We start from the raw sequence: 21,245 nt of genomic DNA, 5'->3' as shown, positions 1-21,245 counted from the left end.
TCGCGTCGCTCCTCGGCGGCGCGGCATCCCGATTGCCTCCATGCGTTTCATCGACGACACCACCACCGTTCACGGCCAGCCCGCGCGCAGCGCCGTGCTGCTCGTCAACCTCGGCACGCCGGCCGCGCCCACCGCCGCCGCGCTGCGTCCCTATCTCGCGCAATTCCTCGGCGATCCGCGCGTGGTCGAGATCCCGAAGGCGGTGTGGAACCTCATCCTCTACGGCGTGATCCTGCCGATCCGCGCGAAGAAGTCGGCCGCTAAGTACGCGAGCATCTGGACCACCGAAGGCTCGCCGCTGCGCGTGCATACCGAGCGCCAGGCCACGCTGCTGCGCGGCTGGCTCGGCGAGCGCGGGCTCGACGTGGAAGTGGCCTGGGCGATGCGCTACGGCGAGCCGTCCATCGAGAAGGTGCTGCTCGACCTGCGCGCCAGGGGTGTCGAGCGGCTGCTGGTGCTGCCGCTCTATCCGCAGTACTCGGCGTCCACCACCGCCACGGCGGTGGACGAGGTGTGCCGGCTCCAGCAGAAGCTGCGCAACCAGTTCGAGCTGCGCTTCATCAAGCACTACCACGACCATCCGGCCTACATCGATGCGCTCGCCGGCCGGCTGCGTGCGCATTTCGAGCAGCACGGCCAGCCCGACCGGCTGGTGATGAGCTTCCACGGCGTGCCCAAGCGCACGCTGCTCAAAGGCGACCCCTATCACTGCGAATGTCTCAAGACCGCGCGCCTCGTGGCCGAGCGGCTCGGGCTGGCGAAGGGGAGCTGGCTCGTCACCTTCCAGTCGCGTTTCGGCAAGGCCGAATGGCTTCAGCCCTACACCGCGCCGACGCTCGAAAGGCTCGCGCGTGAAGGTGTCGGCCGGGTCGATCTGTTCTGCCCCGGCTTCACCTCCGACTGCCTCGAAACGCTGGAGGAAATCGCGCTCGAAGCCCGCCAGACCTTCCTCGGCGCGGGCGGGCGCGAGTTCAACTACATCGACTGTCTGAACGACCGGCCCGAATGGATCGATGCGCTCGCGACGATCAGCGAGGAGCACGGCGCGGGCTGGTTGCACCGGCGCGCCGACCGCGCCGCGCGTGACGCCGAAGCCGGCCGGACGCGCGAACTGGCGCGCGCGGCGGGCGCCGAGCGGGTGGCGGACTGACGCGGTTCCGGACGGCGCGTCAGCGCCGCTCGTAGCGATCGTCGTCGGCGAGTTCGCGGCGGTTGTTGCGGCCCTTGAGCCATTGCTCGGCCTGGGGGATATCGCGCAGATAGGCATCCCAGAACGCGAGGCTGAACAGCTGCACCACATGCGCCACATGACCGTCGAAGGCCGCCGCGCCCGGTTCGCGCGGCTGGTTCGACATGCCCGGATTGCCGCCGAACACCGCGTTGTCGGCGCCGTGCAGCACCAGCAGGTACTTGCCGCCCGGCGGCATCGCGTAAAAGGGGCGGGTGCGCTCCTCGGGCGCGTCGGCGAGGCCCTGACGGTCCTGGTCGCGCGAGCCGGTGATCGACATGAAGGGGATCCTCACCTCCGAAAACTGCGTCTCGGCATCAACCCGGTTGCGTACCGCCGGACTCAGCGCGATGACGGCTCGGATGCGTGTGTCGGCCAGCACCGGCAGCCGCGCGCTGGCCCGCTGACCTGCGAGGATCTGGACCGTGTAGGCGCCAAGGGAATGGCCGGCCAGCCCGACCCGGCCCAGATCGATCAGCCGGCTTTCGGGCCGCTGGCGCAGCTCGTCGAGTACGTAGCGCACGTCGAAGGCGCGCGCCGGCACGAGATTGGGAATGGCGAAGTTCCGCACCTGCTTGACCGCCGCCCAGTCGCCCGGCAGCGAGTCAACGAAGATGGCATCGCTGCCGGGATGCTGGATCTGCACCACGAAATAGCCGTTGGCAGCCCAGTGCTCGGTCCAAGCCGCGCCGCTGTCGCGGTCGCCGCCGAGGCCGTGCGAATAGATGATGACGGGGAAGCGCTCACCTGCATTGCGCGATTGCGGAATGCGCAGCCGTACCGGGATGTCGCGGCCGCGCGATTCATCGCGCCACACCTGATCGACCACCTGCACCGGATAGCTGCCCGGCATGCCTTGCGCATGCGCGGTGGCCGCCAGACCGGCCATGCCCAGCCAGAACAGCAGGAAACAGACGGTGGACAGGGAACGGCGGGCGCGAATCATGGGGTCGAATGCTAGCGGCCGGTGCCCGGCCATCTGGCGGCCGCAATCTCCCGGTTTGTAAGCAAATCGCTTGGTGACTCTCTTGAAATTGCGGCCGCCGACCGCATGTCGGCTCCCGAAGCCAGCGCCGGACGGCGCAGTGCCTTGATTCGCAAGGCTTTTGGCACAGAACACATTCAACGGATACAGGGATGCCCGAACTCGACTCCACCGCCGCCGCGCCCGCCGCCGAGGCCGTCAACCGTACCGAATCCGACACACCCGCCGCCGGCTCGCCCGAAGCCGAGATCGTCGCGTTGCGCGCCGAACTCGAAGCCGCCAATGCCAAGGCCGCCGAGAGCGCCGACCTCTACATGCGCGCCCGCGCCGAGGGCGAGAACATCCGCCGCCGCGCCGCCGACGACGTCGCCAAGGCGCACAAGTTCGGCATCGAGGGCTTTGCCGAATCGCTGCTCGCCGTGGCCGACTCGCTCGAAGCCGCGCTCGCGGTGCAGAACGCCACCGTCGAGAGCTACCGCGAGGGCGTGAACATCACGCTGCGCCAGCTCACCCAGGCCTTCGAGAAGAACAAGCTCGTCGCGATCAATCCGGTGGGCGAGAAGTTCGATCCGCACAAGCACCAGGCCATCGCGATGGTGCCGGCCGAGCAGGAGCCGAACACCGTCGTCTCGGTGATGCAGAAGGGCTACATGATTGCCGAGCGCGTGCTGCGCCCGGCGCTCGTGTCGGTCGCCGCGCCCAAGTGATCGCGGGCGGCACGGACTTGGCCGACGAACTGTTCGCGCGGCTCGACATGCGCGCGACGTCGAGCGCGAGTCTCGACGCCGACCTCGCCGCCGCCGGTGACCGGCTGGTCGCCATCTACCTCTGGGGCGAGGACTGCTTCAACTGCGGCATCTTCAAGCAGCAGGCGATGCAGCAGATCGAGCGCATCGACGGGCTCGGCCTGCGCTGGCTGCATGCCGACGTGTACGCCGACGCCGGGCTCGGCCGCCGTTTCGCGCTGCATGGCGTGCCGGCCTTCTTCTTCTTCAAGGACGGCAAGCGGCTCGGCCGCATCACGGGCTGGCCGGGCATCGGTGCCTTCGTGAATGCGGTGCGCGAGCTGCAATCGCGGCTCGCCGGTCCGCGCGAGGCGGCCAACGATCCGGTGCTCGCGCCCGATTCGCCGCCTGCCCCTTGAATCCGCGCAAAACGTAACCAACTCACTGCCAGATCAATTCATTCCCCCGGCCCGCGACGAGAAGACGGGACGGGTGCCAGAAAGGACAGGACACATGGGCAAGATCATCGGTATCGACCTGGGCACGACCAACTCCTGCGTCGCCATCATGGAAGGCGGCCAGCCGAAGGTCATCGAGAACTCGGAAGGCGCGCGCACCACGCCGTCGATCATCGCCTACCAGGAAGACGGCGAGATCCTCGTCGGTGCCTCGGCCAAGCGCCAGGCGGTCACGAACCCGAAGAACACGCTGTTCGCGGTCAAGCGCCTGATCGGGCGCCGGTTTGAAGAAAAGGAAGTGCAGAAGGACATCAACCTGATGCCCTACTCGATCCTCAAGGCCGACAACGGCGACGCCTGGGTCGGCGTGCGCGACCAGAAGTTCGCGCCGCCGCAGATCAGCGCCGAAGTCCTGCGCAAGATGAAGAAGACCGCCGAGGACTACCTCGGCGAGGAAGTGACCGAAGCCGTCATCACGGTGCCGGCCTACTTCAACGACTCGCAGCGCCAGGCCACGAAGGACGCCGGCCGCATCGCGGGCCTGGAAGTGAAGCGGATCATCAACGAGCCGACCGCGGCCGCGCTGGCCTTCGGCCTCGACAAGAAGGACGAGAAGGGCGACCGCAAGATCGCGGTGTATGACCTCGGCGGCGGCACCTTCGACGTGTCGATCATCGAGATCGCGGACGTCGACGGCGAGAAGCAGTTCGAAGTGCTGTCGACCAACGGCGACACCTTCCTCGGCGGCGAGGACTTCGACCAGCGGATCATCGACTACATCATCGGCGAGTTCAAAAAGGAGCAGGGCGTCGATCTGGGCAAGGACGTGCTCGCGCTCCAGCGCCTGAAGGAAGCGGCCGAGAAGGCCAAGATCGAGCTGTCGTCGTCGAGCCAGACCGAAATCAACCTGCCGTACATCACGGCCGACGCGACCGGTCCGAAGCACCTGAACCTCAAGCTCACGCGCGCCAAGCTCGAAGCCCTGGTCGAGGACCTGATCGAGCGCACGATCGAGCCCTGCCGCATCGCCATCAAGGATGCGGGCGTGAAGGTCGGCGACATCCAGGACGTGATCCTGGTCGGCGGCATGACCCGCATGCCCAAGGTGCAGGAGAAGGTGAAGGAGTTCTTCGGCCAGGACCCGCGCCGTGACGTGAACCCGGACGAAGCCGTCGCTGTCGGCGCCGCCATCCAGGGCTCGGTGCTCGCGGGCGACCGCAAGGACGTGCTGCTGCTGGATGTGACGCCGCTGTCGCTGGGCATCGAGACGCTGGGTGGCGTCATGACCAAGATGATCCAGAAGAACACGACCATCCCGACCAAGTTCAGCCAGACCTTCAGCACCGCCGACGACAACCAGCCGGCCGTGACGATCAAGTGCTACCAGGGCGAGCGCGAGCTGGCCAGCGGCAACAAGGCGCTGGGCGAGTTCAACCTCGAAGGCATCCCGCCCGCGCCGCGCGGCGTGCCGCAGATCGAAGTCACCTTCGACATCGACGCGAACGGCATCCTGCACGTGAGCGCCAAGGACAAGGGCACGGGCAAGGAAAACAAGATCACCATCAAGGCGAACTCGGGCCTGAGCGAGGACGAGATCCAGCGTATGGTCAAGGACGCCGAGGCGAACAAGGAAGAAGACCACCGCCGCGTGGAACTCGCCACCGCGCGCAACCAGGCCGACGGCCTCGTGCACAGCGTGCGCAAGTCGCTGACCGAGTACGGCGACAAGCTGGATGCCACCGAGAAGGAAAAGATCGAAGCCGCGATCAAGGACGTGGAAGAAGTGCTCAAGTCCGACGACAAGGAAGTGATCGAGGCCAAGACCAACGCTCTCGTTACCGCGTCGCAGAAGCTCGGCGAAAAGATGTACGCCGATGCCCAGGCCGCGCAGGCGGCTGGCGGCGCGGCGCCGGGTGCGGCCGCGGGCGCGGCCGGTGCCTCGGCCGGTGGCGCGAAGGAGGACGACGTGGTCGACGCCGAGTTCAAGGAAGTGAAGCGCGACTGATGCCTGTCGCGCGCGGCCGGTCCACTCCGCCGGCCGCGACGTTTCACAGAGTGCCGCGTGCGGACGCGGGCTGGCTCCAAGGCCCGCTCGCGCGCCTCACGCGGCGTTTTGGTGTTGAGGACCGGTTGCGCGAGGGCGCAGCCCCGATCGCCGACAACCGTTCCTGCATTGCTCACTGGATCATGGCCAAGCGCGACTATTACGAAATCCTCGGCGTGGCGAAGAACGCCTCCGAAGAGGAAATCAAGAAGGCCTATCGCAAGCTCGCGATGAAGTACCACCCGGACCGCAATCCGGACGACAAGAGCGCCGAAGACAAGTTCAAGGAGGCCAAGGAGGCCTACGAGATGCTGTCCGACGCGAACAAGCGCGCCGCCTATGACCGCTACGGTCATGCCGGCGTCGATCCCAATGCGGCCGGTGCCGGCTTCCAGGGCGGATTCGGCGGCGCCGGCGGCGCGGGCCTTGACGACCTGTTCGGCGGCATCTTCGGCGACATCTTCGGCGGCCAGGGCGGACGCGGCGGCCAGGGCGCGCGCTCCTTCCGTGGCGCCGACCTGCGCTACCAGATGGAGATCACGCTGGAGCAGGCCGCCAACGGCTTCGACACCACGATCAAGGTGCCGAGCTGGGTCGAGTGCGAGACCTGCCACGGCAGCGGCGCCAAGCCGGGCACCAAGCCCCAGACCTGCCCCACGTGTTCGGGGCAGGGCAGCGTGCGCGTGCAGCAGGGCTTCTTCAGCATCCAGCAGACCTGCCCGCGCTGCCACGGCAGCGGCAAGGTCGTGCCCGATCCCTGCACCAACTGCGACGGCGTCGGCCGCATCCGCAAGACCAAGACGCTCGAAGTCAAGGTGCCGGCCGGCATCGACGACGGCATGCGCATCCGCTCGAGCGGCAACGGCGAACCCGGCCCCAACGGCGGCCCGCCGGGCGACCTGTACGTCGAGATCCACGTCAAGCCGCACAACGTGTTCGAGCGCGACGGCGACGATCTGCATTGCCAGATCCCGATCAGCTTCAGCACGGCGGCGCTCGGCGGCGACGTGGTGGTGCCGACGCTGGGTGGCAAGGCCGAAATCACCATCCCCGAGGGCACGCAGAGCGGCAAGACCTTCCGCCTGCGCGGCAAGGGCGTGAAGGGTGTGCGCTCGGGCTATCCGGGCGACCTCTACGTGCACGTGTCGATCGAGACGCCGGTGAAGTTGACCGACAAGCAGAAGCAGATCCTGCGCGACTTCGAGGCGACGCTCTCGGCCGGCGGCGCCAAGCATTCGCCGCAGAGCAAGAGCTGGATGGATCGCGTGAGCGAGTTCTTCAAGTGATGGCGCTGGCGGCGGGGCGCCTGGATGCCGCGAGCGCCCTGCTGATCGACGGCTGGATCGATGCGTGCTGGCTCGAACAGGGCCTCGCGCGCAGCACGCTCGGCTGCTATCGCGCCGACATCGCGCGCTTTGCCGAATGGGCCGAGAAGCGCGGCACGCCGCTGGCCGAGGCCACGGGCGCCGACATCGCCGGCTATCTGGCCGAGCGCTTCGAGGGCAGCAAGCCGACCTCGGCCAACCGCTGGCTCAGCAGCCTGCGCGGCTTCTTCCGCTGGGCGCTGCGCGAGCGCCACGTCGTGGCCGATCCGACGCTCAACATCGACTCGGCACGCCAGGCACCGCGCTTTCCCGACACGCTCACCGAGGCCCAGGTCGATGCGCTGCTGAACGCGCCCGACACCGGCACGCCGCTCGGCCTGCGCGACCGCGCGATGCTTGAGGTGATGTACGCGACCGGCCTGCGCGTGAGCGAGCTGGTGTCGCTGCGCATGTTCGAGATCAGCCTCGACGACCATGTGCTGCGCGTGCTCGGCAAGGGCGCGCGCGAGCGGCTCGTGCCGCTAGGCGAGGAGGCGGTCGACTGGCTGCGCCACTACCTCGCGCGGGCGCGGCCGTCGCTGCTTGGCATGCGCCAGAGCGACGACGTGTTCGTGACCAACCGCGCCGAGGGCATGACGCGGCAGATGTTCTGGGTGCTGGTCAAGCGCCATGCGCTCAAGGCTGGAATCGAGGTGCCGATGTCGCCGCACACGCTGCGCCACGCCTTCGCCACCCACCTGCTCAACCACGGCGCCGACCTGCGCGTGGTGCAGATGCTGCTCGGTCATGCCGACATCGGCACGACGCAGATCTATACCCATGTCGCGCGCGAGCGGCTGCGTCAGCTGCACGAGCAGCACCATCCGCGCGGCTGAGGCGGCGCCGCCGCAAAGCCGCATCCGCGCTACCGCTTCAGCACATCATGGCCCGCGACAAGACCGCCAGCGCCGAGACCCCGGCGACGCTCTTTCTCAAGAAGCACGGCGTCGCCTTCGAGCCGCACAGCTATGCCTATGAGGAACACGGCGGCACCAGCGTGTCGGCGCGCGAACTGGGCGTGGACGAATACGGCGTGATCAAGACGCTGGTGATGCAGGACGAGAAGAAGCAGCCGCTCATCATCCTCATGCACGGCACCCACACCGTCTCGACGAAAGCGCTTGCACGCGCGGCCGGCGTCAAGGCCATCGAGCCCTGCGCGCCCGAGACGGCCAACCGGCACAGCGGCTATCTCGTCGGCGGCACTTCGCCCTTCGGCACGAAGAAGGCAATGCCGGTGTTCGTGGAGCAGACCATCCTCGATCTGCCGCGCATCTACATCAATGGCGGGCGGCGCGGCTTTCTCGTGAGTCTCGATCCGGCCGAACTCGTGCGCACGCTCGGCGCCCGGCCGGTGACGGTGGGGCAGGAGAAGTAGCGCCGCCGTCAGCCCGGCGTCTTCACCGGGTGGTGGGCGACCAGCGTGATCTCGCTGCCGGCGTTGTCGGCACCCGCCTTCACATGCACCTGGACACCGGCCTTGTCGCCGTCGCTGAGCATGAGGGTGGCCGCGCCGCTCGGCTCGGCCATGTCGAGCAGCTGACGCCCCTTGGCCAGGGCGCGCAGGCGCTCGCGGTAGAACTCCGCGACCTTGGTGGGCGCATCGGCGCTCGTGAGGCTGACCGTCACCATCTCGGTGCCTTCGTTGATGATCCGGGTGCTGCCTTCGCCGCCAGGCGTCGCGCCGGGGTAGAAGGGCAGGCCGAGGTCGGCCTCCTTCACGTCGGCCTTGCCCATGTCGACCAGGCCCTGCTGTCCCTTCTCGTCGGTGAAGCTGGCGCGCACGCCGCCGTCGGCCATGTCGACCTTGGCGTTGGTGACGCCGTTCTGTTCCATCTGCCGCTCGACCATCTTTTCGGTGAGCTTGTCGCCCGCGACTTCGGTGGCCTTGCCGCAGGCGGCGAGGGCAAGGGGCAGGCAGGTGGCAATGAGGAGGAGACGGGTGGCGCGCATGACTCGAATCGGCGGGAGTTGAAAGTCGTGAATTAAGTCACGAAATCGGGTGGGTCGCGGTGGCGAAGACGACACTGGCCGCCCGCCGCCCGCCGCCCGCCGCCCGCCGCCCGCCGCATCCACCAGCCACCATCCACCATCCACCAGCCACCATCCACCAGCCACCAGCCACCAGCCACCAGCCACCAGCCACCAGCCACGCCCGGACCGACTAGAAACCCCGGTCGTCGAGGCTCTCGATGCGCCAGACGCGGCCGTCGCGCAGCAGCACGCGGGCCTGGAAGCGCGTCGGGCCGAGGTTGTAGAGCCAGTCGTCCACGATGACGCTGCCGATCACGCGCACCCAGCCGAAGCGGTCGATGCCTTCCAGCGCGACCTCCCGTCGCATCGCATAGGCCGGCGGGCCGCACTTGCGCTGCACCGTCAGCACCGAATCGCCGATGTCGATGATGCCGCCGTCGCAGCGCAGGGCGCTGACCTGATCGGCGCGCGCCGCCGGGGTGCCGGCAAAGGCGGCGACGACGAGCGCGAGCGCGGCAAGTGCAGGCCACGGGCGTCCCGGCGCGGCAACAGCAGGCCGGTCGGCGCGCGAGCGGGCGGAGCGTCGCGGCCGATGCGTCGGCAGATCGGGGAGGACGGGCACCGTCATGTCGGGCCGTCGGTCGGGATCAGCTTTGCGCCGGGCGCGGCGAGCGCTGGGCGGTGAGCGTGATTTCGCTGCCACCGTCCGCATCGGAACGCACGCGGACCTGGATCGCGGTGCTGTCGGCCCGAGTCAGCAGGAAGACGGCCTCGCCGTCGGGCTCGGTCAGGTCGATGAGCTGGCGTCCGTCGGCGCGGGCACGCAGCTGTTCGCGGTAGAAGGCGGCAACCATGGCTGGCGCGTCGCGGGTGCCGAGGCGCATGACGAGCAGTTCGCTGCTGGCGCCCGCGAGCCGGGTGCCGCCGTCGGCGGGCAGGCGCGCGCCGGGATAGAGCGGCGCGCCGAGTTCGGCTTCGCCCAGGTCGGCGCGCGCGACCTCGTAGCTGGTGGCGTGCCCCTGGCCGTCGACGGACGTGGCGCGCACGCCATTGCCGGCAATCTGGAGCGTGGGCGCGGCGGCGGTGCGGCTGCCGGCGAATCCGGCCAGCCGGTCGCTGAAGCTTTCGCTGAGCTTGACGCAGCCGACGAAGCTCGCCGCGCTGAGCGTGAGCAGGAAGAGCAGGCGGCGTAGGGTCGGGGCGCGGTCGGTTCGCATGACAGATGTGATCGTCGCAGCAGCAGCGGTCGGAAATTTCGTGATGCAAATCACGGATTCCACGATTCTCGCGCCCCCCATCGGCGCTGCAAGCGCGGGCTGCGGGGCGGACGGCTGCGACCGCCGGCCGTGCGCGACGGGCGCCGGTCGGTCGGCCTGGGCGGCCGAGCGGGGCGGGCGACGATCGCGGGGCGACCGGGCGGGCGTGCGGCGGACCGGCGCCGGGATCAGTCGGGGAGGGCGGGATTGATCTTCGCGTTGAGCACATGGTCGCGCCACCGGCCGGCGATCTTCAGATAGGCACGCGCCTGCCCCTCGCGCTCGAAGCCGAGGCGCGCGAGCACGCGCGCGCTGGCCTCGTTCTCGGGCAGGTGGTTGGCCATGACGCGATGCAGACCGAGGGTGTCGAAGGCGTAGCGGATGGCGGCGTCGAGCGCCTCGGTCATGTAGCCCTGGCCGGTATGGGCATGGTCGAGCGAGTAGCCGAGATGGCAGGCCTGGAAGGCGCCGCGCACGAGGTTGCTGAACTTGCACATGCCGACGATGGGGCCGTCGGGATCGGCGCGCAGGCGCATCGACAGCGCGATGTCGCTGCCGGCGCGCAGTTCGTCGCGTTCGCGGGCGAGGGCCACGCGCCAGTACTGCTCGGTGGTCCAGCCGTCGGGGCGCAGCGGGCTGGTGGCGGCGAGGTGGGCGCGGTTGCGGCGGTGGTAGTCGGCGTGGGCGGCGGCGTCGGTCGGGTCGGAGGCGGCAAGCAGCAGGCGCTCGGTCACGAGCGGGAAGTCGGCGGGATAGGGGGCGCGATCGATCATGGCGCGATGCTAGTCCCGCCCAGCCCCGTCGCTTCAGTCGTCGAGCGCACGTGCCGCGCCGCGCAGCGCGGGATAGTCGGCGTGGATCACGAACACCGGAATGCCCGCGAGGTAGTCGCCGAAGCGCCCCTTCTCCTCGAAGCGGGCGCGGAACGGCGAGGAGGCAAAGCGCTCGCCGAGGCGCGGCACCACACCGCCGCCGATGTACACGCCGCCGCGCGCGCCCAGCGTGAGCGCGAGATCGGCGGCAACGGTGCCGAGCATTGCGCAGAACATGTCCACGGTCGCGGCGCAGCGGTCGCAGCCGCCGGCGAGGGCGCGGCCGGTGATGGCGGCGGCGTCGAGCCCGTCGGCGGGCAGCTCGTCCACCTCGGCGAGCGCCGCGTGCAGCGCTTCGAGCCCGGGGCCGGACAGCACGCGCTCGGCCGACACATGGCCGCCGTGGCGCCGTCGCAGGGCTTCCACCACCCGCGCCTCGCGCGCGTCGAAGGCGGCGAGCGTCACATGTCCCCCTTCACCTTCGAGCGGCACCCAGCGCTCGCCATGCGGCACGAGGCCCGAGATGCCCAGACCGGTGCCCGCGCCCAGCAGCGCCAGCGCCTTGCCCGGCACCGCCGCCTTGCCGCCGATCTGCACCAGTTCGTCGGCCGCAAGGGTAGGCAGGGCGAGCGCCAGCGCGGTGAAGTCGTTGATGAACAGCAGCCGGTCGAGGCCCAGCTCGCGCCGCACCTGTTCGATCGAGAAGCGCCAGGGGTTGTTGGTCATGCGCACCGCGTCGCCCGTGATCGGGTTGGCGATGCCGATGGCGGCGGCACGCGGGCGCGGCAGACCGCCCTCGGCCAGATAGGCGTCGATCGCCTCGCGCGGGCCGGCATGGCTGGCGCAGGGCAGGGTGCGCGCGTCGGTGATGGGCGCGCCCGGCGCCGCGATCAGCGCGAAGCGGGCATTGGTGCCGCCGATGTCGCCGACGAGGCGCGGCCAGGAATCAGGTGCGGAAGACATGGAATGGCACGTCGGTTTGCTGGAAGGCGAGGCGGATCGGGTACTGCTCGACCGGCCCCTCGGCCATCACGCGTTCGAGCAGTTCGCGCTTGTCGGCGCCGGTCACATGCAGCACGAGGCAGCGGCTGTCGAGAATCCGCTTGCGCGTGAGCGAGATGCGCGCATGCGGCGCGAGCGTCGGGTGCACGGCGAGGCAGTCGTCATCGTTGCCGAGATCGAGGCCGGTGCCGATCTCGGCTGCATCCGGAAACAGCGAGGCGGTATGGCCGTCGTTGCCCATGCCGAGGATGAGCACGTCGAAGGGGCGCGTGAACTTCGCCAGTCCGGCACGCCAAGCGGCGCAGCCGGCCTCGGCCGTGGCCGAACCGTCGAAGGGGGCGAGGAAGCGCGCGGTCGCCGCGCGGTCGACCAGTAGGGCCTCGCGCACGCTGCGCTCGTTGCTGTCGGCATGGTCGTTCGGCACCCAGCGCTCGTCGGCGAGCGTCACGTCGATGCTCGACCAGTCGAGGTCGGCCCGGGACAGTCGCGTGAACAGGCCGCGCGGCGTTCGTCCGCCCGACACGACGAGACTCGCGCGGCCGCGTTGCGCGATGCCGTCGGCCAGGCGCGCGACGACGAAATCGGCCAGCGCGGCGTCGAGGCTGGCGGTATCGGCAAATTCATGGAAGTCGATGCTCATCTCTTGTCTCCGAGGTCTGCCCGGCGGGTGTTGGGCGGTCGGCAATCATGCCGCGCGACCGCGTCCCGCCTCGTCTGCCCCTGTCTTGCGATTGAGTATGTAGTAAAACAACGCTTAATCAAACCCGGGGTAAGCATGGGAATGTCGGCCGGATAACGATTCGACGGCGGAGTCGTTGTTCTTGCTGCAGCCGGACATCAGGATTTTCCCTTGGAGATATGCGTTCATCCCTCGTGAGTCGCCAATCGCACTCCTGGATTGGGAAACAGCCGTTGCGATTCTGAATGTAGGCAAACTACACTTCATTGCACCGGGTCAGGCCGGGTTTCGAGGCGGCAAAAGCTGCCCGTCCACCAACGAGGAGATGACATGCATTCCACCTTCACCAAGGCGGGCTGCGCCGCGTTCGTCGCGCTGGCGCTGCTTGCTCCCCAGGTTCACGCGGCCGATGTCGAGGTGCTGCACTGGTGGACCTCCGGCGGCGAGGCCAAGTCGGCCACGGAGCTGAAGAAGATGGTCGAGAGCAAGGGCAACAAGTGGAAGGACGTTGCCGTCGCGGGCGGCGGCGGCGACAACGCGGCCACCGTCATCAAGTCGCGCATCGTGTCGGGCAACCCGCCAACCGCCGCGCAGATCAAGGGCCCGAGCATCCAGGAATGGGGCGCCGAGGGCGTGCTGGCCGACATCGACGATGTGGCCAAGGCCGGCAACTGGGATTCGCTGCTGCCGCCGGTGGTCGCTAACATCATGAAATACAAGGGCCATTACGTTGCCGTGCCGGTCAACGTGCACCGCGTCAACTGGATGTGGGCCAACCCCGAAGTGTTCAAGAAGGCCGGCGCCACCATCCCGACTACCTGGGCCGAGTTCGCCGTGGCGGCCGAGAAGATCCAGAAGGCCGGCTTCATCCCCGTGGCCCACGGCGGCCAGCCCTGGCAGGACTTCACGACCTTCGAGAGCATCGCGCTCGGCGTCGGCGGCGCCGACTACTACAAGAAGGCCTTCGTCCAGCTCGACGACGCGACACTCAAGGGCCCGACCACCGTCAAGGCCTTCGAGACCCTGGCTGTGGTGCGCAAGTACATCGACAAGGATTCGGCCACGCGCGACTGGAACCTGGCGACCGGCATGGTCATCAGCGGCAAGGCCGCGATGCAGTTCATGGGCGACTGGGCCAAGGGCGAGTTCACCGCCGCCGGCAAGGTTCCGGGCAAGGACTATGTGTGCGTGGCGGCGCCCGGCACGGCCAACGCCTTCACCTTCAACATCGACAGCTTCGTGATGTTCGACAAGGCCGGCGCCGACGCGAAGAAGGCGCGCGGCGACTTTGCAAGCGCTGTCATGAGCCCCGAGTTCCAGGAGGTGTTCAACCTCAACAAGGGCTCGATCCCGGTGCGCTCGGGCGTCGATCTGAGCAAGTTCGACGACTGCGCGAAGAAGTCGGCCGCCGACTTCGCCGCCGACGCCAAGGCCGGCACGCTGCTGCCGACCATCGCCCACAAGATGGCCGTGCCCGAGTCCACCCAGGGCGCGATGCAGGACGTGGTGACGCAGTTCTTCCACAGCAGCTCGATGACGCCGGCCGAAGCCGCCACCAAGCTCGCCGCCGCCGCGAAGACGAAGTAAGCCCGCCCGCCGGCCGACTCCGGCCGGCGCGTCGATGGCGCCGGGCCGCGCGGCCCGGTCGCCGATGACGCGACGCGCGCTCCGCCCGGAGCGCAGGGCCGCCGCGCGCGGCCGACACACGACCAGGCCGCCACGCGCGGCCGACAACCCGAATCACGCCTTTCGAAAATCGCCCGCCGGGGCGAGGGGCCGACTCGCGCCCGCGTTCCGGCAAACCACGGAGCCAGACCATGAAGATCTTCCGCATCCGCCAGCTTCCGATCGTCACCGCCATCGCCGGCCTCGGTGCCTTCGCCGCCGCGCCCGCCGCCGCCGAAGACGCGCCGGTACCGTTCCAGTTCAAGGGCTATGCCCGCTCGGGCTTCGCCACCGCCAACAAGGGCGGCGACCAGGTCTGCTTCGGCCTCGCCGGCGTGAGCAAGTACCGCTTCGGCAACGAATGCGGCACCTACGGTGAGTTCGAGATGCTCGCCAACATCTTCGAGGTGAAGGACGGCCCGCGCTTCGTGTACGACATCATGTTCGGCTACTACAACGACGGCTCGCAGAACAACGGCAGCGTGAGCGGCGCCCAGCCGATCGGCTGGGACCTGCGCCAGAACTGGGTGGGCGTCACGGGCGTGGGCGAAGGCGCGATCAAGACGGCGACCTTCTGGGTCGGCCGGCGCTACTACCAGCGCCATGATGTGCACATCAACGACTTCTTCTACATCGGCTCGCGCGGCCAGGGCGCGGGCATGGAGAACCTCGACATCGGCACCGGCAAGCTCAGCCTCGCGGTGCTGCGCAGCCAGCAGAGCGCGAGCAGCTTCGACCCGACCACGAGCCCGACCGGCACGACCTTCGACGCGCGCTGGAGCAAGATCCCCGTCAACACCGACGGCGTGCTGGAGATCGCCGCCGACCTGCGCAGCCAGGACAAGTCCGATGCCACGCCCGAGGCGGCGCGCATCAAGAACGGCTGGTCGCTCACGCTGGAGCACACGCAGAGCCAGGTGCTCGGCGGCGCCAACAAGTTCGTCGTGCAGTACGGCAAGGACGCGGGCGCCAACCTCAACACCGGCGACCCCGGCGCCTACGGCTTCGTGCCCGCGACGGCCGCCGGCTGGCGGGCCTGGCGCGTCATCGACAACCTCGTCGCTCAGCCCGTGACGGAGCTGGCGATCAACGGCGTCGCGCTCTACCAGAAGGACGACAACTTCAACGGCATCAGCGGCGCGTCGCGCACCTGGAGCTCGATCGGCGTGCGACCGGTGTACCAGTGGGCGCAGTACGCCGCGTCGGCGGTGGAACTGGGCTTCGACCGCGTCAAGCTCGACGGCACCGGCTCGACGGCCGACGGCAAGACCGCCCAGCTCACCAAGCTGACGGTCGCGCCCATCGTGCTGCGTCCCGGCCCCGGCTTCTTCAAGCGCCCCGAACTGCGCGTGTTCGCGACCTTCGCCAAGTGGAACGACGCCGCCAACACCCTCGGCGGCGCGCGCGGCCTGACCGGCACCAGCGCCTACGCCACGTCCACCAGCGGCACCACGGTCGGCGCCCAGTTCGAGACCTGGTTCTGATGCACCCAGCCTTCGTTCAAGACTCGCTCCTCTCCAGACGGTCTTGATCCTTCGGGAGCCTTCGGGCTCCCTTTTTTCATTTGCGGGCAAGTCCGGACGCGCCCGAGCGCGCGGGCCGGCGACGATGACCGCTCTCCGAAGGAGTCCTTTCCATGCGCATCCGCATCCTTTCCGTCCTGCTCGCCGCGATGCTTGCCGGCTGCGCCGCGCCGCGCGCCGGCAGCGGCGAACCCGACATCACCGCCGCCTTCCCGAACCAGGTCGTCAACGGCGGCGAAGGCAGCACGCCCGGCCTGCGCTACTACGTGCAGCGCTCGGCCTATGCCTTCGTGCGCGTGCAGCAGATCGAGGATGGCGCGCCGCCTAACGACGCGCCGCCAGCCTGCGCGCCCGACGCCGCCGCGCTGCGCGCGACGCTCGCGGGCCTGCGCACGCGCGGCGGCATGCTCGGTGGCGAGCCGCCGCTGTTCACGCCGGCCGAACTCGACACGCTCGTCCCGCCACTCGTGCAAGCGCTTTCAGCCGCGAAGCCCGACGAGGACATCGCCATCGCCACCAGCGGCCGGCGCGGTGAGCTGGGGCGCTATCTGGGCCTGTCGGCCAACAGCGCGCGGGTGTTCGCGCGTGGTGGGCAGCTCAACCTGATCGCGGGGCTCGTGCATTACGGCTTCGAGCAGGAGGTGAGGGCGTCGAGCTATCTGCGGCCGTTCACGCCGGGCGCGCGCAAGGCGGCGCTCGACAGGTTCGCGGCGATCGATGGCGCGGCGGTGACGCATCCGGTGGCGGGGCGCGAGGACTGGGTGGCGTTCGCGCTGCCGGGGTGTGCGGTTGCGGCGCCGGTTGCGCCGGTGGTCGGCGCGCCTGTGAATGCTCCGGTGAGTGCGCCGCCGGCGCCGCCAACTGTCTCTCCGTCTTCCGCGCAACCGTCCTCCGCACAACCGCCCGTGCCACCGGCGGCGCAGCCCGCGCCGATTGCGACGCCGCCTGCCGCACCCTCCGCCGACACGCCCGAGCGCATCGAGCAGCGCCTGCGCACGCTGGAGTGCCTGCGCGAGCAGAGGCTCATCAGCGACGACGAATACCGCGCCAAGCGCCGCGCCATTCTCGACGCGCTCTGAGTGCATGTAGTCAAACAACATAAATGCTGCTGCAGTGATGTAGCGAATGGCGTGATGGACTGACGATCGTGAGGCTGCCGGACAGTGTCTTCACCCCGTTCTACGTCGGATTTTCCCTTGAACGCCGGCATTTCAAGGGTTTTCCCTTGGGGAAATTGGTAGTTTCGCGCGCGAGTGGCGGTGTTGCTGTTGAAGTAGTCAAACTACAATCAAGGCACTCGCCGCAGCCATTGCAAGCGTTTGCCGGCCGGGGCCGCCGAGTCCCACCGCCGGTGTCCGATCAACCCCGCGCGCGCTCCGCGCGGCTTCTTCCGGAGTGCGTCGCATGGACCTCACCATGACGCCAGTCGCCAACGCATCGACCGCACCGCCCAGGCATTGCCGCATCTGCGACCTTGCCTCGGCCTGGATGCCGAAGATCGTCCTCGCGCCCACCTTCGTGTGCGCGCTGCTTTTCATCTACGGCTACATCGCCTGGACCGCCGTCCTGTCGTTCACGCCGTCGCGGCTCATGCCGCGCTATGAATGGGCCGGCCTCGCGCAGTACGAGGCGCTGTTCGCCAACGAGCGCTGGTGGCTCGCACTCAAGAACCTCGCCATCTTCGGCGGGCTGTTCATCGTGATCTGCATGGCCGTCGGCCTGCTGCTCGCGGTGCTGCTTGACCAGAAGGTGCGGGCCGAGGGCTTCATCCGCTCGATCTACCTGTACCCGATGGCGCTGTCCTTCATCGTTACCGGCACGGCATGGAAATGGATCCTCAACCCCGAGTTCGGCGTTGAAAAGGTGCTGCACGATTGGGGGTTTGCCGGCGTGAAGTTCGACTGGATTATCGACCCCGACTTCTCGATCTACACCGTCGTCATCGCGGGCGTCTGGCAGTCGTCGGGCTTCGTGATGGCGCTGTTCCTCGCGGGCCTGCGCGGCATCGACGACTCGATCATCAAGGCGGCCCAGGTGGACGGCGCCTCGCTGCCCACGATCTACCGCCGCATCATCATCCCGAGCCTGCGGCCGGTGTTCTTCTCCAGCTTCATGATCCTGGCGCACATCGCGATCAAGAGCTTCGACCTCGTGATGGCGCTCACCAACGGCGGCCCCGGCTTCAGCAGCGACCTGCCCGCGACCTTCATGTACACCTATGCGTTCACGCGCAACCAGATCGGCCTCGGCGCGTCGAGCGCGATGGTCATGCTCATGATCGTGGTGGCGGTGATCGTGCCCTTCATGGTTTCCGAACTCAGGAGCGCTCGCCGTGGCTGATATCGCTGCAACCCGCCCGCCGGGCGCGCCCGGCTGGGGCCGCTACGTGGTGTACAGCCTGCTTGCGGCCGTCTGCCTCTACTACCTGATGCCGCTCTACGTGATGCTCTCGACGTCCTTCAAGACGGCCGACGAGATCCGTGCCGGCAACCTGCTGTCGCTGCCCGCCCAGCTCGATCTGCACGCCTGGAGCAAGGCCTGGTCGTCGGCCTGCACCGGTTCTACCTGCGACGGCATGCGCGGCTATTTCTGGAACTCGGTCAGCTTCGTCGTGCCGTCGGTGCTCATTTCGACGCTCATGGGCGCGTTCAACGGCTACGTGCTGACGATGTGGCGCTTCCGGGGCAGCGACACGCTGTTTGGCCTGCTCATGATCGGCTGCTTCATTCCCTTCCAGGTCGTGCTGCTGCCGATGGCGCGCACCCTCGGCGCGCTCGGCATCGCGAGCACGACCGGCGGGCTCATCTTCGTGCATGTGGTGTACGGCCTCGCGTTCACGACGCTGTTCTTCCGCAACTACTACGTGACGATTCCGGACGAGCTGGTCAAGGCCGCGAAGATCGACGGCGCGGGTTTCTTCCTGATCTTCCGCCGCATCACCCTGCCGCTGTCGGTGCCCATCTTCGTGGTGAGCGTGATCTGGCAGTTCACCCAGGTGTGGAACGACTTCCTGTTTGGCGTGGTGTTCTCGTCGGGTGAGCGCCAGCCGATCACCGTCGCGCTCAACAACCTCGTCAACACGAGCACCGGCGTGAAGGAATACGACGTGGACATGGCCGCCGCGATCATCGCCGCGCTGCCGACGCTGTTCGTGTACGTGGTGGCGGGCAAGTACTTCGTGCGCGGGCTGACGGCCGGCGCGGTCAAGGGCTGAGGCCCGTTCTCATAAAGATTCAATCGGGAGACAGCTTATGGGCGCGCTTTCCATCCGCAATGTCCGCAAGAGCTACAACAACGTCGAGATCCTCAAGGGCATCGACATCGAGATCGAGAAGGGCGAGTTCCTCATCCTCGTGGGCCCGTCGGGCTGCGGCAAGTCGACGCTGCTGTCGATGATTGCGGGGCTCGACAGCGTGACCTCGGGCGAGATCCGCATCGGCGATCGCGTCGTCAACGACCTGAGCCCGAAGGACCGCGACATCGCCATGGTGTTCCAGAGCTATGCGCTCTACCCGAACATGAGCGTGCGCGAGAACATCTCCTTCGGCTTGGAGATCCGCAAGGTGCCGAAGGCGACGCAGGACGAGATCGTCAACCGCGTGGCGAAGACGCTCCAGATGGAGCATCTGCTCGACCGCAAGCCTTCGCAGCTGTCGGGCGGCCAGCGCCAGCGCGTGGCGATGGGCCGGGCGATCGCGCGCGATCCGGCGCTGTTCCTGTTCGACGAGCCGCTGTCCAACCTCGACGCCAAGCTGCGCGTCGAGATGCGCACCGAGATCAAGCTGCTGCACCAGCGCATGGGCACGACCATCGTGTACGTGACCCACGACCAGATCGAGGCGATGACGCTCGGCGACAAGATCGCGGTGATGAAGGCCGGCGAGCTTCAGCAGTTCGGCACGCCGCAGCAGATCTACGACAACCCGGCCAACCTGTTCGTCGCGAGCTTCATGGGGTCACCGTCGATGAACTTCATTCCGGCGAAGGTCGAGTCGCTCGGCGGCGGTTACGGCGTGCGGCTCGATGGCGGCAAGAGCAGCTACGTGTTCCCGGCGGTCTCGGCGGACAGTCGGCTCAAGGCCTGGGAGGGCAGGGAGGTGGTGTTCGGCATCCGGCCCGAGCAGATCACGCACTTCCAGGACGGCGTGCCGCTGCCCGAGCATGTGCGCACGGCCGAGCTGCCCGTGAGCCTGATCGAGCCGACCGGCCCCGACACGCTGGTGCTGGTGCCGATCAACGGCAAGGGCGTGACCTGCCGCGTGCATCCTGCCCATGCGCGCCAGCCCGGCGAGACGATGGCGCTGAACTTCGACCTGTCGAAGGCGGTGTTCTTCGATCCGGCGACGGAGCAGCGGATCGCGTGAGTCAGCCGAGGGCGGCGCGTTCCGCGTCGGTGAGCGCGGGCACGATGACGCGGCCCTCGGCGCTCGATTGCAGCCCGGCTTCGAGCAGCGCCATCAGCGCGACGGCCTCGGCCGGGCGCACCGGATTGAGTGCGGCGGCGCGCGCGGCATCGCCGGCCTTCATCGCAGCGACGGCCTGCGCGATGCCCGCGTAGTAGCGCGCGTAGTCGCCGACCGGCTCGGGCTGCGCCGTGCCGACGGCGTCATCGCCGAGATGCAGGCGTGGCGCGATCGTGTCGAGGCCGAAGCCGGCGTCGCGCGGGCCGCCGCCGGCACGCAGCCGGTCTTCCTGCATGTCGAGGCCGGACTTGAACCACGCCCCGGCCGTGCCGAAGGCTGCAAACCTTTGCATCGGTCCGGCGGCGATCATCGACGCCTGGAGGCAGACCTGATGCGCGCCATAGTCGAGCCGGGCCTGCCACCAGTCGCAGGCCGCGCCGCCCGGGCGCAGCGTGGCGATGCGCGCGGTGATGCTCGCGGGCAGGCCGAACAGGCAGAGCGTCTGGTCGAGCAGATGGGGCGCGAGGTCGTACCACAGGCCGCCGCCCGGGATGTCGCGCTCGCGCCAGCGGTCGCGCACCTCGGGACGGAAGCGGTCGAAATGCGAATCGAGCTGCACCAGCTGCCCGAGCGTGCCGGCCGCGAGCAGCTCGCGCAGCGCGAGAAAGTCGCCATCGAAACGCCGGTTCTGGAACACCGACAGCACGAGGCCGTGCGCGGCGGCCAGCGCGGCGAGTTCGCGCGCCTCGGCCAGCGTGAGCGTGAAGGGCTTGTCCACCACCACATGCTTGCCCGCGAGCAGCGCGGCACGGGCGAGCGGCGCATGCAGGTCGTTGGGCGTGTCGATCACGACGAGGTCGAGCGCCGGATCGGCGAACAGCGCGTCGGCATCTCGCGTGACCGGCATGCCGGCAAAGTCGGCATGCACGCGCGCCGCGTCGCTCGACAGCACGGCGGCGAGTTGCAGGCCGGGCTCGGCGGCGATCAGCGGCGCATGGAAGGTCTTGCCGGCATAGCCATAGCCGAGCAGGGCGCAACGAAGGGGAATCGACATGGGCGGACGGCGCAAGGCAGGTGAGGCGGGCGGCCAAGTTAGCATCGGCGGATCGTCCGCACGCGCCGTTTCC

The 21,245-nt window shown here is 68.6% G+C and carries 21 protein-coding genes; 13 read left to right on the top strand and 8 right to left on the bottom strand.

Going from position 1 to position 21,245, the window contains the following annotated elements:
* The first annotated feature begins 40 nt into the window (after positions 1–40).
* Positions 41–1,150 (top strand): ferrochelatase, encoded by a 1,110-nt coding sequence (hemH, locus tag H566_RS0118625; protein WP_028312625.1) that lies wholly within the window; start codon positions 41–43, stop codon positions 1,148–1,150.
* Positions 1,151–1,169: 19 nt separating this feature from the next.
* On the opposite strand, the gene H566_RS26280 is transcribed toward hemH, so the two are convergent.
* Positions 1,170–2,174: an alpha/beta hydrolase family protein gene (locus H566_RS26280; RefSeq protein ID WP_051378984.1), complete on the bottom strand. Its 1,005-nt coding sequence runs from the start codon at positions 2,172–2,174 to the stop codon at positions 1,170–1,172.
* 191 nt (positions 2,175–2,365) lie between these two features.
* On the opposite strand from H566_RS26280, the gene grpE reads away from it, so the two are divergent.
* The 6 genes from grpE to ybaK all read left to right on the top strand — a co-directional run bounded on the left by grpE (position 2,366) and on the right by ybaK (position 8,182).
* Positions 2,366–2,920, top strand: coding sequence for a nucleotide exchange factor GrpE (gene grpE, locus H566_RS0118615; protein WP_028312624.1), 555 nt, complete (start codon positions 2,366–2,368; stop codon positions 2,918–2,920).
* 17 nt (positions 2,921–2,937) lie between these two features.
* Positions 2,938–3,357: a YbbN family protein gene (locus tag H566_RS26275; RefSeq protein WP_245591406.1), complete on the top strand. Its 420-nt coding sequence runs from the start codon at positions 2,938–2,940 to the stop codon at positions 3,355–3,357.
* Between the two features lie 94 nt (positions 3,358–3,451).
* Complete coding sequence (gene dnaK, locus H566_RS0118605; protein WP_028312622.1) at positions 3,452–5,401, top strand: molecular chaperone DnaK; 1,950 nt, start codon at positions 3,452–3,454, stop codon at positions 5,399–5,401.
* A 182-nt stretch (positions 5,402–5,583) separates the two neighbouring features.
* Positions 5,584–6,726: a molecular chaperone DnaJ gene (gene dnaJ, locus H566_RS0118600; RefSeq protein ID WP_028312621.1), complete on the top strand. Its 1,143-nt coding sequence runs from the start codon at positions 5,584–5,586 to the stop codon at positions 6,724–6,726.
* The gene (gene xerD / locus H566_RS0118595) at positions 6,726–7,640 is read left to right on the top strand and encodes a site-specific tyrosine recombinase XerD (RefSeq protein WP_034412202.1); all 915 of its coding nucleotides are present in this window, start codon (positions 6,726–6,728) and stop codon (positions 7,638–7,640) included. The genes dnaJ and xerD overlap by 1 nt, the downstream gene beginning before the upstream one ends.
* A gap of 47 nt (positions 7,641–7,687) precedes the next feature.
* Positions 7,688–8,182: a Cys-tRNA(Pro) deacylase gene (gene ybaK, locus H566_RS0118590; RefSeq protein WP_028312619.1), complete on the top strand. Its 495-nt coding sequence runs from the start codon at positions 7,688–7,690 to the stop codon at positions 8,180–8,182.
* A gap of 8 nt (positions 8,183–8,190) precedes the next feature.
* On the opposite strand, the gene H566_RS0118585 is transcribed toward ybaK, so the two are convergent.
* The 6 genes from H566_RS0118585 to pgl all read right to left on the bottom strand — a co-directional run bounded on the left by H566_RS0118585 (position 8,191) and on the right by pgl (position 12,488).
* Complete coding sequence (locus H566_RS0118585; RefSeq protein ID WP_028312618.1) at positions 8,191–8,757, bottom strand: hypothetical protein; 567 nt, start codon at positions 8,755–8,757, stop codon at positions 8,191–8,193.
* A 211-nt stretch (positions 8,758–8,968) separates the two neighbouring features.
* Positions 8,969–9,400: a DUF2845 domain-containing protein gene (locus H566_RS27710; protein WP_169732554.1), complete on the bottom strand. Its 432-nt coding sequence runs from the start codon at positions 9,398–9,400 to the stop codon at positions 8,969–8,971.
* A 25-nt stretch (positions 9,401–9,425) separates the two neighbouring features.
* Positions 9,426–9,995, bottom strand: a complete 570-nt coding sequence (locus H566_RS0118575) for a hypothetical protein (RefSeq protein WP_028312617.1) — start codon at positions 9,993–9,995, stop codon at positions 9,426–9,428.
* A gap of 227 nt (positions 9,996–10,222) precedes the next feature.
* Positions 10,223–10,807: a GNAT family N-acetyltransferase gene (locus tag H566_RS0118570; RefSeq protein ID WP_051378982.1), complete on the bottom strand. Its 585-nt coding sequence runs from the start codon at positions 10,805–10,807 to the stop codon at positions 10,223–10,225.
* A gap of 33 nt (positions 10,808–10,840) precedes the next feature.
* Positions 10,841–11,809 carry a glucokinase gene (locus H566_RS0118565; RefSeq protein ID WP_028312615.1) on the bottom strand — a complete coding sequence of 323 codons (969 nt, stop codon included), beginning with the start codon at positions 11,807–11,809 and terminating at the stop codon, positions 10,841–10,843.
* A complete protein-coding gene (gene pgl, locus H566_RS0118560) occupies positions 11,793–12,488 on the bottom strand; it encodes a 6-phosphogluconolactonase (RefSeq protein WP_028312614.1) in 696 nt (231 codons plus the stop codon). The genes H566_RS0118565 and pgl overlap by 17 nt, the downstream gene beginning before the upstream one ends.
* Positions 12,489–12,857: 369 nt before the next feature.
* Here pgl and H566_RS0118555 point away from each other — a divergent pair, with 369 nt between their 5' ends.
* From H566_RS0118555 to H566_RS0118530, 6 genes are all read left to right on the top strand, one after another.
* Positions 12,858–14,114, top strand: a complete 1,257-nt coding sequence (locus tag H566_RS0118555; protein WP_028312613.1) for an ABC transporter substrate-binding protein — start codon at positions 12,858–12,860, stop codon at positions 14,112–14,114.
* A 230-nt stretch (positions 14,115–14,344) separates the two neighbouring features.
* Positions 14,345–15,676 (top strand): maltoporin, encoded by a 1,332-nt coding sequence (locus tag H566_RS0118550; RefSeq protein ID WP_028312612.1) that lies wholly within the window; start codon positions 14,345–14,347, stop codon positions 15,674–15,676.
* A gap of 152 nt (positions 15,677–15,828) precedes the next feature.
* Positions 15,829–16,794: a hypothetical protein gene (locus tag H566_RS0118545; RefSeq protein ID WP_028312611.1), complete on the top strand. Its 966-nt coding sequence runs from the start codon at positions 15,829–15,831 to the stop codon at positions 16,792–16,794.
* A gap of 325 nt (positions 16,795–17,119) precedes the next feature.
* Positions 17,120–18,055: a carbohydrate ABC transporter permease gene (locus H566_RS0118540; RefSeq protein WP_028312610.1), complete on the top strand. Its 936-nt coding sequence runs from the start codon at positions 17,120–17,122 to the stop codon at positions 18,053–18,055.
* 88 nt (positions 18,056–18,143) lie between these two features.
* Positions 18,144–18,929, top strand: a complete 786-nt coding sequence (locus H566_RS0118535) for a carbohydrate ABC transporter permease (protein WP_084545369.1) — start codon at positions 18,144–18,146, stop codon at positions 18,927–18,929.
* Between the two features lie 37 nt (positions 18,930–18,966).
* The gene (locus H566_RS0118530; protein WP_028312608.1) at positions 18,967–20,079 is read left to right on the top strand and encodes an ABC transporter ATP-binding protein; all 1,113 of its coding nucleotides are present in this window, start codon (positions 18,967–18,969) and stop codon (positions 20,077–20,079) included.
* 1 nt (position 20,080) lies between these two features.
* On the opposite strand, the gene H566_RS0118525 is transcribed toward H566_RS0118530, so the two are convergent.
* A complete protein-coding gene (locus H566_RS0118525; protein ID WP_028312607.1) occupies positions 20,081–21,172 on the bottom strand; it encodes an oxidoreductase in 1,092 nt (363 codons plus the stop codon).
* Between the last annotated feature and the right edge of the window lie 73 nt (positions 21,173–21,245).

The sequence above is a fragment of the Derxia gummosa DSM 723 genome (assembly GCF_000482785.1).
Classification (GTDB): domain Bacteria; phylum Pseudomonadota; class Gammaproteobacteria; order Burkholderiales; family Burkholderiaceae_E; genus Derxia; species Derxia gummosa.
The sequence above is the reverse complement of the archived record's forward strand: the minus strand, read 5'-3'. Positions and strand labels throughout refer to the sequence as shown.

Excerpts from the sequence above, each read along its gene's own strand:
- hemH (WP_028312625.1), top strand. The coding sequence starts at position 41 with ATGCGTTTCATCGACGACACCACCACCGTTCACGGCCAGCCCGCGCGC.
- H566_RS26280 (WP_051378984.1), bottom strand. The coding sequence starts at position 2,174 with ATGATTCGCGCCCGCCGTTCCCTGTCCACCGTCTGTTTCCTGCTGTTC.
- grpE (WP_028312624.1), top strand. The coding sequence starts at position 2,366 with ATGCCCGAACTCGACTCCACCGCCGCCGCGCCCGCCGCCGAGGCCGTC.
- dnaK (WP_028312622.1), top strand. The coding sequence starts at position 3,452 with ATGGGCAAGATCATCGGTATCGACCTGGGCACGACCAACTCCTGCGTC.
- dnaJ (WP_028312621.1), top strand. The coding sequence starts at position 5,584 with ATGGCCAAGCGCGACTATTACGAAATCCTCGGCGTGGCGAAGAACGCC.
- xerD (WP_034412202.1), top strand. The coding sequence starts at position 6,726 with ATGGCGCTGGCGGCGGGGCGCCTGGATGCCGCGAGCGCCCTGCTGATC.
- ybaK (WP_028312619.1), top strand. The coding sequence starts at position 7,688 with ATGGCCCGCGACAAGACCGCCAGCGCCGAGACCCCGGCGACGCTCTTT.
- H566_RS0118585 (WP_028312618.1), bottom strand. The coding sequence starts at position 8,757 with ATGCGCGCCACCCGTCTCCTCCTCATTGCCACCTGCCTGCCCCTTGCC.
- H566_RS0118575 (WP_028312617.1), bottom strand. The coding sequence starts at position 9,995 with ATGCGAACCGACCGCGCCCCGACCCTACGCCGCCTGCTCTTCCTGCTC.
- H566_RS0118570 (WP_051378982.1), bottom strand. The coding sequence starts at position 10,807 with ATGATCGATCGCGCCCCCTATCCCGCCGACTTCCCGCTCGTGACCGAG.
- H566_RS0118565 (WP_028312615.1), bottom strand. The coding sequence starts at position 11,809 with ATGTCTTCCGCACCTGATTCCTGGCCGCGCCTCGTCGGCGACATCGGC.
- pgl (WP_028312614.1), bottom strand. The coding sequence starts at position 12,488 with ATGAGCATCGACTTCCATGAATTTGCCGATACCGCCAGCCTCGACGCC.
- H566_RS0118555 (WP_028312613.1), top strand. The coding sequence starts at position 12,858 with ATGCATTCCACCTTCACCAAGGCGGGCTGCGCCGCGTTCGTCGCGCTG.
- H566_RS0118550 (WP_028312612.1), top strand. The coding sequence starts at position 14,345 with ATGAAGATCTTCCGCATCCGCCAGCTTCCGATCGTCACCGCCATCGCC.
- H566_RS0118545 (WP_028312611.1), top strand. The coding sequence starts at position 15,829 with ATGCGCATCCGCATCCTTTCCGTCCTGCTCGCCGCGATGCTTGCCGGC.
- H566_RS0118540 (WP_028312610.1), top strand. The coding sequence starts at position 17,120 with ATGGACCTCACCATGACGCCAGTCGCCAACGCATCGACCGCACCGCCC.
- H566_RS0118535 (WP_084545369.1), top strand. The coding sequence starts at position 18,144 with ATGCCGCTCTACGTGATGCTCTCGACGTCCTTCAAGACGGCCGACGAG.
- H566_RS0118530 (WP_028312608.1), top strand. The coding sequence starts at position 18,967 with ATGGGCGCGCTTTCCATCCGCAATGTCCGCAAGAGCTACAACAACGTC.
- H566_RS0118525 (WP_028312607.1), bottom strand. The coding sequence starts at position 21,172 with ATGTCGATTCCCCTTCGTTGCGCCCTGCTCGGCTATGGCTATGCCGGC.